The organism is Salipiger mangrovisoli (assembly GCF_015223355.1).
Lineage (GTDB): Bacteria > Pseudomonadota > Alphaproteobacteria > Rhodobacterales > Rhodobacteraceae > Salipiger > Salipiger mangrovisoli.
Genome location: NZ_JADFFK010000001.1, coordinates 310,319 through 326,833 on the forward strand (window position 1 = coordinate 310,319; position 16,515 = coordinate 326,833).

The 16,515-nt window shown below is 68.4% G+C and carries 18 protein-coding genes; 9 read left to right on the forward strand and 9 right to left on the reverse strand.

What is annotated here, in order from left to right; all coding sequences use genetic code 11:
• Window positions 1-77: 77 nt before the first annotated feature.
• From IQ782_RS01515 to IQ782_RS01525, 3 genes are read right to left on the reverse strand one after another with little or no spacing between them, the layout of a single operon-like run.
• Window positions 78-1,004, reverse strand: coding sequence for a tyrosine recombinase (locus IQ782_RS01515; RefSeq protein WP_194132839.1), 927 nt, complete (start codon window positions 1,002-1,004; stop codon window positions 78-80).
• The gene (locus tag IQ782_RS01520; RefSeq protein WP_194132840.1) at window positions 1,001-2,584 is read right to left on the reverse strand and encodes a hypothetical protein; all 1,584 of its coding nucleotides are present in this window, start codon (window positions 2,582-2,584) and stop codon (window positions 1,001-1,003) included. Before IQ782_RS01520 ends, IQ782_RS01515 begins: the two co-directional genes overlap by 4 nt.
• Window positions 2,574-2,723, reverse strand: a complete 150-nt coding sequence (locus tag IQ782_RS01525) for a hypothetical protein (RefSeq protein WP_194132841.1) — start codon at window positions 2,721-2,723, stop codon at window positions 2,574-2,576. The genes IQ782_RS01520 and IQ782_RS01525 overlap by 11 nt, the downstream gene beginning before the upstream one ends.
• A gap of 94 nt (window positions 2,724-2,817) precedes the next feature.
• On the opposite strand from IQ782_RS01525, the gene IQ782_RS01530 reads away from it, so the two are divergent.
• Together IQ782_RS01530 and aroB are read left to right on the forward strand one after the other, a co-directional pair.
• Window positions 2,818-3,387 carry a shikimate kinase gene (locus IQ782_RS01530; RefSeq protein ID WP_194132842.1) on the forward strand — a complete coding sequence of 190 codons (570 nt, stop codon included), beginning with the start codon at window positions 2,818-2,820 and terminating at the stop codon, window positions 3,385-3,387.
• A complete protein-coding gene (gene aroB / locus IQ782_RS01535) occupies window positions 3,387-4,517 on the forward strand; it encodes a 3-dehydroquinate synthase (protein WP_240989021.1) in 1,131 nt (376 codons plus the stop codon). Before IQ782_RS01530 ends, aroB begins: the two co-directional genes overlap by 1 nt.
• A gap of 261 nt (window positions 4,518-4,778) precedes the next feature.
• On the opposite strand, the gene IQ782_RS01540 is transcribed toward aroB, so the two are convergent.
• Window positions 4,779-5,006, reverse strand: coding sequence for a DUF1127 domain-containing protein (locus tag IQ782_RS01540; RefSeq protein ID WP_194132843.1), 228 nt, complete (start codon window positions 5,004-5,006; stop codon window positions 4,779-4,781).
• Between the two features lie 70 nt (window positions 5,007-5,076).
• Here IQ782_RS01540 and IQ782_RS01545 point away from each other — a divergent pair, with 70 nt between their 5' ends.
• The 5 genes from IQ782_RS01545 (at window position 5,077) to IQ782_RS01565 (ending at window position 9,992) form a co-directional block, all read left to right on the forward strand.
• Window positions 5,077-6,504, forward strand: a complete 1,428-nt coding sequence (locus tag IQ782_RS01545) for an aminotransferase-like domain-containing protein (RefSeq protein ID WP_194132844.1) — start codon at window positions 5,077-5,079, stop codon at window positions 6,502-6,504.
• 175 nt (window positions 6,505-6,679) lie between these two features.
• On the forward strand, window positions 6,680-7,138 hold the full coding sequence (rplM, locus tag IQ782_RS01550; protein WP_194132845.1) for a 50S ribosomal protein L13: 459 nt from the start codon (window positions 6,680-6,682) through the stop codon (window positions 7,136-7,138).
• Between the two features lie 2 nt (window positions 7,139-7,140).
• A complete protein-coding gene (rpsI, locus tag IQ782_RS01555; protein WP_194132846.1) occupies window positions 7,141-7,629 on the forward strand; it encodes a 30S ribosomal protein S9 in 489 nt (162 codons plus the stop codon).
• A gap of 950 nt (window positions 7,630-8,579) precedes the next feature.
• Window positions 8,580-8,885 carry a hypothetical protein gene (locus IQ782_RS01560; RefSeq protein WP_194132847.1) on the forward strand — a complete coding sequence of 102 codons (306 nt, stop codon included), beginning with the start codon at window positions 8,580-8,582 and terminating at the stop codon, window positions 8,883-8,885.
• 72 nt (window positions 8,886-8,957) lie between these two features.
• On the forward strand, window positions 8,958-9,992 hold the full coding sequence (locus IQ782_RS01565) for a glycosyltransferase family 2 protein (RefSeq protein WP_194132848.1): 1,035 nt from the start codon (window positions 8,958-8,960) through the stop codon (window positions 9,990-9,992).
• Here the strand turns inward: IQ782_RS01565 and IQ782_RS01570 are convergent.
• The 5 genes from IQ782_RS01570 to IQ782_RS01590 all read right to left on the reverse strand — a co-directional run bounded on the left by IQ782_RS01570 (window position 9,979) and on the right by IQ782_RS01590 (window position 14,418).
• Entirely contained in the window at window positions 9,979-10,842 is an 864-nt protein-coding gene (locus IQ782_RS01570; RefSeq protein WP_194132849.1) for a sulfotransferase family protein, read from the reverse strand. The two genes, IQ782_RS01565 and IQ782_RS01570, sit on opposite strands and share 14 nt — an antisense overlap.
• A 134-nt stretch (window positions 10,843-10,976) precedes the next feature.
• On the reverse strand, window positions 10,977-11,594 hold the full coding sequence (locus tag IQ782_RS01575) for a TetR/AcrR family transcriptional regulator (RefSeq protein ID WP_194132850.1): 618 nt from the start codon (window positions 11,592-11,594) through the stop codon (window positions 10,977-10,979).
• Window positions 11,587-12,456 (reverse strand): polyphosphate kinase 2, encoded by an 870-nt coding sequence (gene ppk2 / locus IQ782_RS01580; RefSeq protein WP_194132851.1) that lies wholly within the window; start codon window positions 12,454-12,456, stop codon window positions 11,587-11,589. The genes IQ782_RS01575 and ppk2 overlap by 8 nt, the downstream gene beginning before the upstream one ends.
• 54 nt (window positions 12,457-12,510) lie before the next feature.
• Window positions 12,511-13,455 carry an alpha/beta fold hydrolase gene (locus IQ782_RS01585; protein WP_194132852.1) on the reverse strand — a complete coding sequence of 315 codons (945 nt, stop codon included), beginning with the start codon at window positions 13,453-13,455 and terminating at the stop codon, window positions 12,511-12,513.
• 3 nt (window positions 13,456-13,458) lie between these two features.
• Complete coding sequence (locus IQ782_RS01590) at window positions 13,459-14,418, reverse strand: homoserine O-succinyltransferase (RefSeq protein WP_194132853.1); 960 nt, start codon at window positions 14,416-14,418, stop codon at window positions 13,459-13,461.
• A 303-nt stretch (window positions 14,419-14,721) separates the two neighbouring features.
• On the opposite strand from IQ782_RS01590, the gene IQ782_RS01595 reads away from it, so the two are divergent.
• Window positions 14,722-15,759, forward strand: coding sequence for a zinc-binding dehydrogenase (locus tag IQ782_RS01595; RefSeq protein ID WP_194133195.1), 1,038 nt, complete (start codon window positions 14,722-14,724; stop codon window positions 15,757-15,759).
• Window positions 15,760-15,807: 48 nt separating this feature from the next.
• Complete coding sequence (purQ, locus tag IQ782_RS01600) at window positions 15,808-16,476, forward strand: phosphoribosylformylglycinamidine synthase subunit PurQ (protein ID WP_194132854.1); 669 nt, start codon at window positions 15,808-15,810, stop codon at window positions 16,474-16,476.
• Window positions 16,477-16,515 lie beyond the last annotated feature (39 nt).

A 16,515-nucleotide genomic window follows, 5' to 3' on the forward strand; every position in this document is an offset into this window, starting at 1 on the left:
ATATTTTCGCCTAGAAGAAAGGGCGGGGCCTTGGCCCGTTGCAGGCGTCTCGGTTCAAGCGTCTCGGTGCAGGCGTGTCAGTCGCGGGCCATCGGGTGGTGGTCGAGCACCAGTTCGCGCAACCGCTCCTCGAGAACATGCGTATAGATCTCGGTGGTGGCCACGTCCGCATGGCCGAGGAAGGTCTGGATGGCGCGCAGGTCGGCGCCATTGGCCAGCAGATGCGTGGCAAAGGCATGGCGCAGAGTGTGCGGCGTGACCTTGGCGGGAGAGACGCCCGCGGCCACGGCGATGTCCTTGATCATCACGTAGAAGGCATGGCGGGTCAGATGCCCGGCCTTGCCGCGCGAGGGGAAGAGGGCGCTCGAGGCGGGCTTGCCCTCGGCCCGGTTCAACGTCTCCTGCTGGTCGCGCCGGGCCAGCCAGTCGGCCAATGCCAGCCGCGCCGGTCCGGAGAGCGGCACCATGCGTTCCTTGCCACCCTTGCCGCGGATCAGCAGCATGCGCGGATCGCCCCGCGCCGCCGAGAGCGGCAGGGTGACAAGCTCGCTCACCCGCATGCCGGTGGCATAGAGAAGCTGCATCAGGCAGCTGTTGCGCAGCCGGTCGTCGGCGCTGCGCCCGTGCCGCTCGGCGGCGTCGAGCAGCCGGTCGACCTCTTCGGTCGACAGCGTCTTGGGCAGGCGCCTGGGGCGGCCCGGCCCGGCGATTTGCACCGCCGGATTGTCGCTGCGCAGAGCTTCCTCGAAGGCGAAGCGGTAGAGCTGCTTGATCGCCGAGAGCCGGCGCGCGCGGGTCGAGACCGCCAGCCCCTCGGCCTCGCAGCCGATCAGATAGGCCTCGACATCGCCGCGCTGCGCCGTCGCGAGATCGAGGCGGCGCGCCGCGAGCCAGGCGGTGAAGGCCGAGAGGTCGCGGGCATAGGCGGCCTGGGTGTTCTCCGCCGCGCCACGCTCGGCGACCTGCGCCTCGAGAAAGGCCGAGACCCAGTTGCCGGCGCTCACAGCGGCGCGCCTTCGTCCGAGAGGATGATCTGCTGGATCGCCGCACGGCGCGCGGTGTCCTCGAGGCCGACGTGGCGCAGCGTCGCCAGCGCCCCGGTCAGGTCGGCGTGGTTGCCCTGCGCGCCCGACTGGAACAGCGCGATGGCGCGCAGGATCGCCTCGCCCAGCTTGTCCGCGCGCAGCAGCGCGGCCAGGTCGGGCGGCACCTCGGCATCGGGACGCCAGGCCTCGGCCACGGCCTGCGCGGCGGGGGTAAGCGGGATGGCCTCTGGCATGTCGCCCTGGGCCACCGCAGCCACGGCGCGCATCAGGCCGCTGCGTGCGGGCAACTGGCGGGCGGCGGCCTCGTAATCCGGCGAGAGCAACGCGGCGCGCTGCGCCAGTGCCGCGGCGCGCGGGTCGAGGTCGAGCCCCTGCAGGCGCGGCGCGTAAAGCTCGGAGAAGGGCACCAGCAGGCCGGCGCTGCGCATCTGCGGCCAGGCGGCGAGCAGGGCAGGGCCGATCAGATCGGCGCGGCCCGCTGTGAGCGCCGCCTCGAGCTCCTGTACCGCGGCGACCCGGTCCCAGACGCCGCCCGAGGCCGCGGGCTCACGGTCGGTGTAGATGCCGAGCAGCCGGTTCTCGGACAGCGTCCCACGCCGTGCCAGCCGCTCTGCGGCGAGGATCTGCGCCCGCCAGCCGCTGTTGCCGGACAGGTCGGCGGCGGCAAACATGCGCGGCAGCGGCTGCGTGGGCAGCGCCTCGCCCACCGCCTCGAAGAGGTGGAATTCCAGCGGCGTCGGCCGCGCCGGCGGGTTCAGTGGCTCGGAGGCGTCCACCAGCTCGGGATCGAGATAGCGGGCCAGCAGCTCGGCGTCGCGCGGGCCGATCTGGCCGAGCGCCTCGGCCGAGCCGTAGACGGTGACCGCATGTTCCCAGTTGCCGATGCGCGCGTCGCAGTAGATCCGCGTGGCGATGTCCTCGGTCAGATGCGGCTTGCGTCCCAGCGCGCGGCAGGCGGGTTCGTCGTCGGCGGCAATCAGCGACAGGTCGAGCCAGCGCGCGAAGATCGCGGCATCGCTGTCGCCGCCGGCCTGTTCGACGAGCGCCAGCGCGGCATCCACCGCGCCCTCGTCCATCAGCCGGTCGATGCGCGCCACCAGCAGCGAGCCGGAGCCGCCGGGTGCATCCGCCTCGGCGAGCAGCAGCGTCAGCAGCTGCGCCGAGAGCGCCGGCACCGCGGGCTCGACCCGCTCGATCAGCGCCGCGAGCTCGGCCGCGTCAGAGGCTGACCAGAGCGTGCGCGGCAAGCCGGTGAGGGCGCTCGACAGCAGCCCCGCCGCCTCGGCGCTGGGGGCGTCGAGTGGAGCGCTCTGCACGTCCGGCGTGTCGCCCGAGGTGGCCACAGGCGGCTCGTCGCGCCGGGCGCGTTCGACCTGCGGCACGGCCAGACCGCCCGCGGCCGGGGCGCCGGGAAGGGGCAGGGCTGCGCTCACGCCGGGGCCGCGCTTGAGCCAGTCGATGGCGGCAAGCGGGGCCTCGGCGGCAACCGCCGTCGGCGCGCCCAGGGCAAGGGCGCAGAGAAGAAGCCTAGTTCGCATCAAGCTCCACGGGCTGGCGGATCTCCGTCTGCGGCGGCGAGAAGTCCGCGCCGAAGTAGGGGCCGATATAGGCGTAGGCCACCAGCGCAATCACCGCCAGCAGGAGAAGGATCAGAAGGGGTTTGAACAGTCGTCCCATATGCTCAGTAGTCCTGCCTCATGTTTTTTGTCACTTATACCTAGCCTTTTCGGCAGTGACACGTCATTCACGGCCTCAGGAGGCAGAATTGGCGATGCAGGGCCGAGAAACAAGGGGATTGAACCCGAAGTTGAAAAAGACAGTTGTGCTTGTGGGCATGATGGGAGCGGGGAAATCGGCCGTTGGCCGGGCGCTCGCCTCTGCCCTGAACGTGCCGTTCCGCGATTCGGATGCCGAGATCGAGAAGGCGGCCAACATGACCATCGCCGAGATCTTCGCCCGCGACGGCGAGGCCTTCTTCCGGCGCAAGGAATCGCAGGTGATCGAGCGGCTGCTCGACGCCCGCCCGGCGGTGCTGTCGACCGGCGGCGGCGCCTATATGGCCGAGGGCAACCGCAGCATGATCACCGAGAAGGGCGTCGCGGTCTGGCTCGATGCCGATCTCAAGGTGCTCTGGGGGCGGGTTCGTCACAAGGACACGCGGCCGCTGCTGCGCACGCCCGACCCGCTTGCCACGCTGAGCGAGATCTATGACCGCCGGGTGCCGGTCTACGCGCTGGCCGATCTGGCGGTGAAATCGGAGCAGGGCCTGTCCATCGACGCCATGGCCCGCAAGGTGATCGAGACGCTGAAGACGCGTCCGGACGTGTTGGAGGAAAACTGATGAGCGATGTGATGCAGCCACGGCCCGTGCACGTGGACCTGGGCGCGCGCGCCTATGACGTGCGGATCGGGTCGGGGCTTCTGGCGCGCGCCGGGGCCGAGATCGCGCCGCTGCTCGGCGGGCGCAGACGGGTCGTGGTGGTCAGCGACGAGACCGTCGCCGCCGCGCATCTCGAAGCGCTGAAGGCGGGTCTCGCTGCCGAGGGCATCGCCTGCGAGGCGCTGCTGCTCACCCCCGGCGAGGCCACCAAGTGCTGGCGCGAGCTCGAGCGGGTCACCGAATGGCTGCTGGCGCAAAAGGTCGAGCGGCGCGACATCGTGGTGGCGCTCGGCGGCGGGGTGATCGGCGACCTGGTGGGTTTCGCCGCCGCCATCCTGCGCCGCGGCGTGCGCTTCGTGCAGATCCCGACCTCGCTTCTGGCGCAGGTCGACAGCTCGGTCGGCGGCAAGACCGGGATCAACTCGCCGGCGGGCAAGAACCTGATCGGTGCCTTCCACCAGCCCTCGCTGGTGCTGGCGGACATCGAGGTGCTGCAGACGCTCACCCCGCGCGACTTTCTCGCCGGCTACGGCGAGGTGGTGAAATACGGGCTGCTCGGCGACGCGCAGTTCTTCACCTGGCTCGAGGCGAGCGCCGGGGACCTGCTGGCCCGCCGCCCCGCGGCGCTCGCCCATGCGGTGACCCGCTCGGTGGAGATGAAGGCCGAGATCGTGGTCCGTGACGAGACCGAGCAGGGCGACCGTGCGCTGCTCAACCTCGGCCACACCTTCTGCCACGCGCTTGAGGCGGCGACGGGCTATTCGGACCGGCTGCTGCACGGCGAGGGGGTGGCGATCGGCTGCGCGCTGGCCTTCGAGCTCTCTGCGCGGCTCGGGCTCTGCCCGCAGGAGGATCCGTCGCGGCTGCGCGCGCATCTTGGCGAGATGGGCATGAAGCGCGACTTGTCGGACATCCCCGGCTCGCTGCCTTCGGCGGAGCGGCTCTACGAGCTGATGGGCCAGGACAAGAAGGTGCTCGATGGCGCGATCCGCTTCATTCTCGCGCATGGCATCGGCCGCGCCTTCGTCACCGCCGACGTGCCGCGCGAGGCGGTCCTGGCGCTGCTGCGCGACGGTCTCGCGGGGCGCTGACGGCGCGGCCGGAGGGGGCTCTGCCCCCGCGCCGCTGCGCGCCGCTCCCCCGGGATATTTGACCCTAGAAGAAGACGGCATGACGCCCGGCGGTCTGCGGACCTCCGGGCTTCTTCTCTTTCCAAATACGCCGGCATGCCGTCGTCACCCGTGCGGCGTGCGGCGTGCGGCGTGCAGCTGGGGGCGGGGAGGGGCGGGCATGAAAAAAGGCGCGAGGGGATGCCTCGCGCCCAGGGGAAGAGGTCCTGTCAGGTCCGGGGATCAGCCCTGCCAGAACTTGCGGCGCGCCTCCCGCAGGGCGACGTGCCGTTCCAGTCCGACGTCGCGCAGCAGATGGTCGTCGAGGTCCATCAACGCACGGCGGGTACGGCGACGCTCTGACCATTGCGCGGTCACCACCGCCACGCGGAGCGCCAGCGCGGCAAACGGCGGCAGCGGGTGCTGCGCGTCGAGATAAGCGATTAGCGGGGCGTGTGCGGCAGGTGCCATCGGTGTGTCTCCAGTATTGTATCGGTACAATTATCTTGATCTCATGGGTATATTGATACATTGTGCCAAGATGACCGTCGAGCAAAACATTGTGACCGATACAATTTTCGAGCTGTTCGAAAATCAGGCGTCGGGGCCGAAATATCGTGTTCTCGCAAGCGCTTTGCGGGAGGGGGTGACGCAGGGGCAGCTGGTGTCGGGCACGCGGTTGCCGCCGGTGCGCGAGCTGGGATGGCGACTCGGCATGACGCCCGGAACGGTGGCGCGGGCCTATACAATCCTCACCGACGAGGGCGTACTGGTCGCCGAGGTCGGGCGCGGCACCTTCGTGCGCGGCGAATTGAAGCTGGCGGCGCCGCTGCTGATCGAGAGCGCCCCGCGCGAGGTGACCGAGACCGGCGACCGGATGGTGAGCCTTTTCACCGGGCGCATTCCTGACCTCGGGCAGGTGGGACTGGTGCGCGAGGCGCTGGCGCGCATCGCGGCGCGCCCGGCGCCGGGCCTCATGGATTATCCCACCCCCCGTGCTTTCGCGCCGGCGCGGCAGGCGGCGCTCGACTGGCTGTCGGACGTGCCTCTGGGGCAGGTGCATCACGAGGATCTCGTGCTGAGCCACGGGGCGCAGAACGGCATCTCGCTGGTGATGCAGGCGGTGCTGCGCGGGCGGCGTCCGGTCGTGCTGGTCGAGGAGCTGTGCTATCCCGGTTTTCGGCGCGCCGCCGAGCTGCTGCGGGCCGAGCCGGTGACTGTGCCGATGGACGAGAAGGGCATCCGTCCCGACGCGCTTCGCGACCTGGCGCGCCGGCACGAGGCGCAGTTGCTCTGCACCTCTCCGGCGATGCACAACCCCACCACCATCGTCACGCCGCCCGAGCGGCGGCGCGAGATCGCCGAGGTGGCGCGGAGCTGCGGGCTGCATATTCTCGAAGATGACAGCACCTTCCTTGGCCAGGCGCGCTGCGAGACCTACCGGGCGATGCTGCCCGAGCAGGGCTGGTTCGTCTCGTCGATCTCGAAGACGCTGACCCCCGGCCTGCGGGTCGGCTTCGCCATCGCGCCGAGGGCGCGGCGCGGCGACCTGCGGCGCGCGGCGGAATACGGTTTCTTCGGATTGGCCCTGCCGCTGGCCGAGCTGGTGGCCGATGTGCTGGCGCGGCAGGAGACCAGGCAGATTGTCCGAGCCGTGCGCGAGCGCAATGCGCTTTACGTGCGCAGCACAGTCAATTTCCTCGGCGGGCACGAGCTGCGCTGGAGCGAGGAGGCGCCCTTTGTCTGGCTGCGGCTGCCGCCCGGCTGGCGCGCCGCCGCCTTCTGCATGGCGGCTGAGGCGCAGGGCGTGCAGGTGCGCCCCGGCGAGGATTTCGCCCTGCGCGACGCCTTCGCGCCGCACGCGGTGCGCATCGGGATGAACGGGCAGGTGCCGCTCGCCGAGTTCGAGCAGGCGATCCTGCGGCTGCGCCGGCTTCTGGACGATCCGCCTGAACAGATGATCGTCTGAGCGGGAGGGGGGCCGAAAATTGGGGTATTTAGATACCGTTTTTTTAAGTATCTGTTTTACATAGATAAATGCAAGGATAAGGCGCTTGACTGTGCTGCGCGCGGGCTTATAACCCGCCCATCGGAATTCGGACCCCCCAGGCGGGTCCTCTTTGAACAGCTCAAGGGCACCCACGATGAAAACCTTCTCTGCGACTCCTGCAGACATCGAGAAGAAATGGATCGTGATCGACGCGGAAGGCGTCGTTCTCGGCCGTCTCGCCTCGATCATTGCCATGCGTCTGCGCGGCAAGCACATGGCTACCTTCACCCCGCACATGGACATGGGCGACAATGTCATCGTCATCAACGCCGACAAGGTGCAGATGACCGGCAAGAAGCGTGAAGAGCACTTCTACTGGCACACCGGCCACCCGGGCGGCATCAAGTCCCGCACCAAGGCCCAGATCCTCGAGGGTGCACACCCCGAGCGCGTCGTGTTCCAGGCCGTCAAGCGCATGCTGCCGGGCAACCGTCTGTCGCGCAAGCAACTGACCAACCTGCGCATCTACGCAGGCGCGGCGCATCCGCACGAGGCACAGTCGCCGGAAGTGCTGGACGTCAAGTCGATGAACAAGAAAAACACCCGGGTGTAATCATGGCCGATCAGATCAACTCCCTGGAAGAGCTCGGCGCCGCAGCCGGCATCGAAACTGCACCCGCAGTCGTTGAAACCCCGCGCGAGCCCGTCCGTGACGCGCTTGGCCGCTCCTACGCGACCGGCAAGCGGAAGGACGCGGTTGCCCGCGTCTGGATCAAGCCGGGCTCCGGCAAGGTCGTGGTGAACGGCAAGGAACAGTCCGTCTACTTCGCCCGCCCGGTGCTGCAGATGATCCTGCGCCAGCCCTTCACCATCGCCGGTGTGGAAGACCAGTTCGACGTCTACGCCACCGTCAAAGGCGGCGGTCTCTCGGGTCAGGCCGGTGCGGTCAAGCACGGCATCTCGAAAGCCCTGCAGCTCTACGATCCGTCGCTGCGCAGCGCGCTGAAAGCCGCAGGCTTCCTGACCCGCGACAGCCGCGTCGTCGAGCGTAAGAAGTTCGGTAAGCGCAAGGCACGCCGCAGCTTCCAGTTCTCGAAGCGTTAATCCCTACGCTTTCGCGACAGTGCAAAGATTGGAAAAAGCGCAGTTTCGACTGCGCTTTTTTTGCGTTTTCGGAGGGGGCAGGGATCGCCCGTTCTTCTTGCGGGGGGCGGTGTCGCTGCGGCCGGGGACCTCCCTGTCCCGAGTGAGGTCGGACGGGGCGTGTCTCGAACCTGCTCATGCTACACGGGAAACGTGGCAATGGGTATGGCGATGGACGACGGCATCGAGCGGTGGACGGCGACGCGGAGCGAGGATGCGATCCGCCATTGGTTCGAGGATGCATCCGAACGCGCTGGTGATCGAGATCATCCAGGGCAAGACGACCGTTTCGGAGGCGCGCTGGTCCCTTGACCTCACACCCACCGAGGCCCGAGGGCTGGGTCGAGGATGCGAAACGCGGCATGGGGAACGCGCTGTGCGCCAACCCGCTCGCTCCGTGAGCAATAGGAGCAGCAGCTCCGGGCCCTGCTGGACGCGCAGGACGGGGAGTGATCCGTCGCATCCAGCAGGGCCTCTTGGCCGTGGGCGTCGCGGTGTCGATCGCCAAGCTCGGCACCTGGTTCGGCATTCCACCAGCGGACGGTCTACTGGAAGCCGGTGAAAGCCGCGCCGAAGGTCGAGCCCCGCTTTGCAGATCCGATCAGCAAAAGGATCGGGGAGAAGCTGTCCTTCGGCGATTGCAGGGTGGCCTCGCTCCCGGGCTTCAGCAAGAACAGGGAACAGCGGTTCTTCCGGATCGAGGGCTGGCAGCTCCGCAAGCGCGCCCTGGGCACGCGGACCCGTATCCATGCACTCCGTTCTGTCGCAGATTCGCCGAACGAGAGGGGGATGACCGATCTCGCGCATCTGGACCGGCAAGGCCATGACCGCCAGCGCTGCCCTGGAGCACGCGCTGATCGGCCGGGTCGAGGCGGAGGTCCCGCCGCGCTTGGACACTGGAGGAGCAAGGCGTGCTAGAAAGCATCCGACATTCGATGCGCGTGATCGGGGACCGGATCGCCTTCCTCAACAACCGGCGCCCTGATCGGGCGCTTGCGCTGCGCACGCCTGCCGAGGCATTCAGATTGGCCGCTTTACCTGCGCAGAGTCCGCTGTGTCGATACCGTGCGGCAGAGCGCGAAGCTTCGCGCCTCAGCCGAGCACATGAGGCCCGCATCAAATGCGGCGCGAATCCCGTTCGGCCGACGCGCGAGGGCCGTCTCTCGAAGGTGCCTTTTTCTTTTTGGGGGCAGGCGCTAGGACTGGCGGTGGAATGATGCTCGCTTGGTCTGTCCGCCTCGGGGACCTGCGGCGCGTCGCGGACGGAATGCGCAGAGGGAGGGCCCGGCATGGCTCCATATACGATGGATCGCGTCGGGGAGCTGGTCGCGAGTGTCTCGCGCCCCGTAGACCCAGGCAAGCTGACGATCTTCTCGACCTTCCGCAACGAGATTGCCTTTTGCCCCGCGTTTTTCGAGCACTACCGCGGCATCGGCGCCGAGCAGTTCCTGATCATCGACGACGGCTCGGACGATGGCACCGGCGCATGGCTCGAGGCGCAACCCGATTGCTGCGTGGTGCGCACCCGGCGCGCCTATGGTGACGAGATCGAGATCCAGCTCGAGGGGCAAGGGCCGAAACGTCAGCGTGCGGGGATCTTCTACAAGATCGCCCTGCCGCACCTGTGGTTCGACGGCGCCTATGTGACCTACGTCGATGCCGACGAGTTCCTCTTCCTGCCGCCGGGTGTCGGCGCGCTGCAGGAGATCGCCGCACGGCTCAAGGCAGAAGGCGCGGCGGCCGCGGTCGCCTCGGTGGTCGAGTTCTTCCCGGCCTCGGTGACGGGTCTGTCCGGCCCGCTGCCCGAGAGTTTCGAGGCATTGCTCGCGGCCTATCCCTATTTCCAGGCCGAGCAGCTTGTCGCGCTGTCACCCGAGGGGGCCGAACTGGTCGGCGAGAGCAAGACCGCGCGGCTGTTCGAGCGCTACGCCATCACGCCGAAAGTCGAGCGTCGCGGCTGGCACCGGCTCTACATGCCGTCGCGGGTGCGCAAGGCGCAGAGCTTCCAGAAGGCCGCGCGGCACAAGACACCGATGGTCCTGCGCAGCAGCGAGAGCCGGCTTATCGACACGCATAACGCCAATCTGCCGCCCTCGCAGACGGTGCTGCTGACCCTGGCGCATTTCGTCTACACCTCGGAATTCGCGGCGAAGATCGACCGGGCGATCGCCTGGGGCGCGCATGCCAATGGCGCTGCCAAGTACCGCTACTACGCCGAGCTTCTGGCGAAGATGGGCGGGGTGGAAAACGGTTTTCTCGACGAGAACTCGCTGCGCTACGAGCGGCCGGAGCAGCTGGTGGCGCTCGGCCTCATGCGCTGGTGAGCGCGTAGGGGGCCGAGGGCCAGAGGTCGCGGACGCGGGGCAGCCGAGCAGCGGCGGCCTCGTAGGCGGGGCGGTAATGCGCCGCGATCTCGGCCAGCAGAGCCTCGGGCAGGGTGCCCGCCCCCTTGGCCCGTGCGTTGACCGCCTGGCCCCCTTGCGAGGGATCACAGGGCACTTTGGCGAAGCCGGAAAGGGCGGCGATGCCCTCGGGGCCGAAGAGGTCCTCGAAGAGGCACAGGTATCGGTCCTCGGGTGCGAAGGCTTGCTCGATGGCGGCGATCGTGCGGTCGTAGCGGCTGCGCGCCGCGGCCTCCTCGGTGGCGTAGAAGGCCCGCAGCGGCGCGGCGTTGCCCTCTTCGGAGGTGAGCCGGTCCTTGGCCATCTCCATGCGCATGTGCGAGCGCAGCCGGTCCACCGGGTCACGCATGGAGAAGATCGCCTTCACCGTGATGCCGCGGCGGGCGAAGCCGTCGCGGATAAGCGCCAGCGTCTCGGGCGGCAACGCGGCGTAGGAGGGGGTGATGTCGCCGGTGCGGGTGATGCCCGGCCGCGCCAGCAGCGCGGCGAAATAGTCGAAATAGGTCTCCGGGTCCGATTGCAGGCGCCAGCGCAGGTGCTGCGCGGGCTCATCGGCCCCCACCGAGGTCTTCAGCCGCGCCCGCAGCCGCTCCTTCAGCGGCGGCTGCGGCACCTTGTAGCGGTCGAAGACGCCGCCGAGCTGATGCTCCCAGACCTGGTATTCGCCAAGGCGGCCGAAGTCGCTGCCCTGCTGCCGGTTCAGGTAGGCCTGGATCCAGGTCGAGCCGCATTTCTGGCCGCCGAGGCCGAGGAAGAAGGTCTTTTGGGTCATGCTGCGGTCCTGGTGGTGGGGTCGACGGGGGCTCCGCCCCCGCCGCGCGTTGCGCGGCAATTTGTTAGTGAGGGGGCTCCGCCCCCGCCGCGCGTTGCGCGGCTCCCCCGGGATATTTGTGCCTAGAAGAAGGCTCAGGCGTCGGGCGGGATGAGGCCGAGGCCACGCAGGTAGATGCCGATGCCGGTCTCGAGCAACTCGTCGGCGGGAAAGGGCGACTGGGTGCCGGGAGAGTTTCGGGCAAAAAGCTCGACCACGCCGTGACTCATCGCCCAGACATGCGCCGAGAACATCGAGGCGGGCGGGCGCTTTTCCGGGGGGATGTGCTGCGAAAGCTCGGCAGCGGCCTTTTCCAGCACGCCGCGGGCATGGCGCGAGGCGGCGGCCAGCTCCGGCGAGTGGTTCACCGACACGCCGCTTTCGAACATCGCGATGTAATGGCCGGGGTAGCGGCGGGCGAAGGCGAGATAGGCGCGGCCGGTCGCTTCGAAGGCCGCCAGCGCCGAGGGCTGGCCGCTGTCATAGGCGTATTGCATGAGGTCGCCGAAGATCTCGTAGCCCTGCCGCGCCGCCTCGGCGATGAGGTCCTCGCGCCCCGAGAAATGCCGGTAGACCGCGGCGGGGGTGACCCCGGCGCGTTTCGCCGCCTCCGAGAGGGTGAAGCCCGTCGGGCCCTTCTCCTCGATCAGCAGCAGCGCCGCCTCGACCAGCGCCTGGCGCAGGTTGCCGTGGTGGTAGCCCTGTTTACCCATCCCAGACTTCGGGGCCCCCGGCGATCTTGGGATCGGGCACGCCGACGTTGCGTGCATCCTTGTTGTCGTAGTCGAGGTGGGTCAGCACGTGGCGGATCGCCTCGATCCGGGCGCGCTTCTTGTCGTCCGAGCGGATCACCGTCCAGGGCGCTGCGGCGCTGTGGGTGCGGGACAGCGTCTCGTGGATCGCCGCGCCATACTCGTCCCAGAGCTTCAGCCCGTCGACATCGATGGCCGAGAGCTTCCACTGCTTGAGCGGATCGCTCTCGCGTTCAAGAAAGCGGCGCAGTTGTTCGGCGCGGCCGACATTGAGCCAGAACTTGAAGAGCTTGATGCCTTCCTCGACCAGCATCTTCTCGAAGTCGGGCACCTGCGCGAAGAAATGCTCGCGCTGCGCCTCGGTGCAGAAGCCGAAGACCTTTTCCACCACGCCGCGGTTGTACCAGCTGCGGTCGAAGAAGACGATCTCGCCGCCCGCCGGCAGGTGGTCGATGTAGCGCTGCAGGTACCATTGCGTCGCCTCGGTGTCCGAGGGCTTCGACAGCGCCACCACCCGCGCGCCACGCGGGTTGAGGTTCTCGCGGAAGCGCTTGATCGTGCCGCCCTTGCCGGCGGCGTCGCGCCCCTCGAAGAGGATGGCGACGCGCGCCCCGCTGGCCTTGACGTGGCGCTGCAGCTTCATCAGCTCGATCTGCAGCGCCTGCATCTGCTTGTCGTAGGCCTTGCCCTTCATCTCCTCGGAATAGGGGTAGCTCGGCGAGAGGATGTCGTCCTTGTCGGCGCGGCGGATCGCCTCGCGGATTTCCTTGGGGGCCTTCTTGTCGAAATAGGCGCTGATCGCGCCGTCGAAGGGCTTGGACACGGGCTTGGGTCCTTCGTGTTGAAATCTCACGGTCAATATGCCGTGTCGGAGTGGCTAGCGCAAACCCGCGCGCGCGGCGGCGCGGGCGATGGCGGCGTCCATCTGCGCCGGGCTGACGTGCTGCGGCATGTGGCCGATGCGGGGCAGGGTGACAAGATGCGCGCCGGGGATCTGCGCCGCCGTGGGCACCGAGTGGATCTGCAGCCCGACGGTGGAGTCGGCCTCGCCGTGGATCAGTTCGACCGGCAGATCGAGTGCCGGGTACCGCGGGGCGAGCGTGCGGATCTCGGCCTTGAGGCTGGCGCGCTGGCGGGCGTTGGCGTCGAGGCTGGCGCGGCGCAGCGTCAGAGGCGCGCCGATATGCTCGGCGTAGCCCGCGGGTACCGGGTTGGGGGCGAAGACCTCGGTGATCGCCTGCTGCACCTTGCTGTCGGGCGCAAAGGCGGCAATGGCGGGGTTGGCCAGCGGCGCCAGGGGTCCGGCGGTCAGCTTGTAGAAAAGCGGCAGCCCGCCTTCCCAGGGCTGCGAGGCCGCGCCCAGCAGGACCAGCGCCGAGACCCGCTCGGGATGGTCTGCCGCCCAGGCCAGCGCCACCGCGCCGCCGTAGGATTGGCCGAGCACGATCGGGCGCGTCGCGCCGAGCTGCGTGGCGGCGGCGGAGAGCAGGGCGGCCTGCTCGAAGATGCTGTCACCATCCGCTTCGGCCTCGGTATAGCCGAGCCCCGGGCGGTCGAAGGCGATGACCCGGTAGTCGGGGGCAAGCCGGGAGACGGCGTCGAAGGTCCAGTCCCGCAGGTTGCCGCTGGCGCCGTGGATCAGAACCAGCGCCGGGCCGGAACCCTGCTCGACGTAATGCACCCGGCGGCCGCCCACCTGCAGGAAGCGGCCCTCGGGCGGAAAGGCGGCCTCTGCGGCGGCTTCCTCTCTTGCCGCCTTGCTGCCGGCGAGCCCGCAGCCCGCCAGCACCAGCGCGGCAATCGGCAGCAGCGCCTGCCACATGGCTCAGGCCCCGACCTTGGTCGCGGCGCGCCAGTCGGTGGACTCGGTGCCGATGCGGGTGAGGTCGAAGGGTGTCGTCATGTAGATTTCCGAGATCCAGTTGGTGAAGAGCAGGTGCGCATGGCTGCGCCAGCGGTTCTGCGGCTTTTTCGTCGGATCGTCGTTCGGGTAGTAGTTGGCGGGAACGTTGATCGGCTTGCCGGCCTCGATGTCGCGGTCGTACTCGTCCTTCAGCGTGGTGCTGTCGTACTCGAGGTGGTTGAAGATATAGAGTGCGCGATGCGCCTTGTCCTCGACCAGAGCCGGGCCGGTCTCGGGTGAGTCGATCAGCACCGGCAGACCCGCCGCCTCGATCTCGGCGCGCTGCATCTCGGTCCAGCGCGACACCGGCATCACCATGTCGTCCGAGAAGCCGCGCAGGAAAGGCGAGGCGGGGGCGAGGTTCTGGTGGCGCACGCAGCCAAAGGCCTTGTGGCCCAGGATATGCTTCTTCACCCCGTGGAAATAGTTGATCATCGCCATACCGCCCCAACACACGCCGAAGGTGGCGTGAACATGGGTCTGCGTCCAGTCGAAGACGCGTTTCAACTCGTCCCAGTAGGTCACATCGGCGAATTCGAGATGCTCGATCGGCGCGCCGGTGATGATCAGCCCGTCGAACTTCTCGCCCGAGGCCTCGACCTCGGCAAAGGGCCGGTAGAAGGCCTCCATGTGCTCGGCGGCGGTGTTCTTGGTCTGGTGCTCGCTCATGCGGATCAGGCTGAACTCGATCTGCAGCGGCGTCGCCCCGATGAGGCGCGCGAACTGGTTCTCGGTCTGGATCTTCTTGGGCATGAGGTTCAGGAGCGCGATGCGCAGGGGCCGGATATCCTGCCGCGAGGCGCTGTCCTCGGACATGACCATCACGCCCTCGCGCGAGAGCACGTCATAGGCGGGAAGATCTTCGGGCAGCTTGATGGGCATGGATACGGTCCTCTTGTCAGGCCCGCAGATGTATCGCCGCAGGGGCAATTGCTCAAGAGGCACGCGGGGATGGCCCGAACCGCGCGCCACGGGCGCGCTGCCGAGAGGGGGCTTTGCCCCCGCCCGCTGCGCGGGCTCCCCCAGGATATTTGCACCTAGAAGAAGGGCGCGCGGGTTCTTCTAGGTTCAAATATCCCCGCCGGAGGCATCGCAGGCGTGACGGCGGCGCGAGGCTCTTGTGTTTCCCACACGTCTGTCGTTCTGTGATCGCAGATTCTGGAGGAGACCCCGATGCCTGCGACCATGCGCGCTGCCGTGCTGCGAGAGTATAATTCCGACCTGTCGATCGAGCAGGTGCCGATGCCCGACTGCCCTGCGGATGGCGTGGTGCTGAAGGTGCTGGCCTGCGGCGTCTGCCGCTCGGATTGGCACGGCTGGTCGGGTGAACATCCGCGGGTGAAGCCGGGGCAGATCCAGGGCCATGAGTATTGCGGCGAGGTGGTCGAGGCCGGGCCGGGTTCGCAATGGCAGGTCGGCGACAAGCTGGTGGCGCCGTTCATCCTGGCCTGCGGCACCTGCCCGCAGTGCCGGGAGGGGCAGCAGCACACCTGTTTCGACCAGCGTCTGCCGGGGTTCATCGAGCCGGGCGCCTTTGCCGAATACGTCGCCGTGCCGCGCGATTTCAACCTTGCCCGGCTGCCCGAGGGCATGTCGCCCACGCTGGCCGCGGGGCTCGGCTGCCGGGTGACCACCGCCTGGCACGCGCTGACCGGGCGCGCGGCGCTGCAGGGGGGCGAGTGGCTGGCGGTGCATGGCACGGGCGGCATCGGGCTGTCGGCGGCGATCCTCGGCCGCGCGCTCGGCGCGCATGTGGTGGTCGTGGACGTGGTGACGGAAAAGCTCGACCACGCGCTCTCGCTCGGCATGGATGCGGCGGTGAATGCCGCGACGGAGGATACCGCGGCCAGGATCAAGGAAATCACCGGCGGCGGCGCGCATGTCAGCGTCGAGGCGCTGGGGATTCCGCAGACCGTCAACGCCTCGATCCGCTGCCTGCGCCCCTTGGGGCGGCACGTGCAGGTCGGCATGCCCGTGGGACACCATGCCATCCAGGAGGTGGACATGAACGCGGTCTACATGGCCAACCTGGCGCTCTACGGCACCCGCGGCATGCCCTCGCACCGCTATCCGTCGCTGCTTGGATTGATTACGCGCGGAAAGGTGGATATGAGCCCGCTTATCGCGCGCGAGATTCCCCTCAGCCTGGCCGGGGCGGAGCTGGCCGCGTTCAACGGGCCGACGCCTCCGGGTGTGGCCGTGATCACCGATTTCACCCGCTGAGGCGGGGCGGCGCCGCAGCGCGTCGCAAGGCCGTTCAGGAGAGTGCCCATGAAAGCCGCCGTCATCGTCTTCCCCGGATCGAACTGCGATCGTGATCTGAAGACGGCCTTCGAACAGGCCGGGCTCGAGGTCGAGATGGTCTGGCACAAGGACACCTCGCTGCCCAAGGGCATCGACATCGTCGGCCTGCCGGGCGGCTTCTCCTACGGCGACTACCTGCGCTGCGGCGCCATCGCCGCCAACTCGCCGATCTGCCGGGACGTGAAGGCCCATGCCGAGCGCGGCGGCTACGTCTTCGGCGTCTGCAACGGTTTCCAGATTCTCACCGAGACCGGGCTGTTGCCGGGCGCGCTGCTGCGCAACGCGAACCTCAAGTACATCTGCCGCACGGTGGGGCTGGAAGTGGCCGAGAGCCAGTCGGTCTTCACCCGCGGCTACAAGACGGGCGAGCGGATCGGCATTCCGATTGCCCATCACGACGGCAATTACACCGCCGACGCGGCGACGCTCGACATGCTGGAAGGCGAGGGCCGCGTGGCCTTCCGTTACACCGACAACCCCAATGGCGCGGACCGCGACATCGCCGGGATCCTGTCGGAGAACCGCCGCGTTCTGGGGATGATGCCGCACCCCGAGCGGGCCTGCGATCCGGCTCATGGCAACGAGGACGGTGCGCGTCTTTTCGCCAATCTGACGGCGGCTCTCGCCGAGGCTTGACCGGCACCGCTTGAGCCGGCCCGGCGCGCAGCGTAAGTT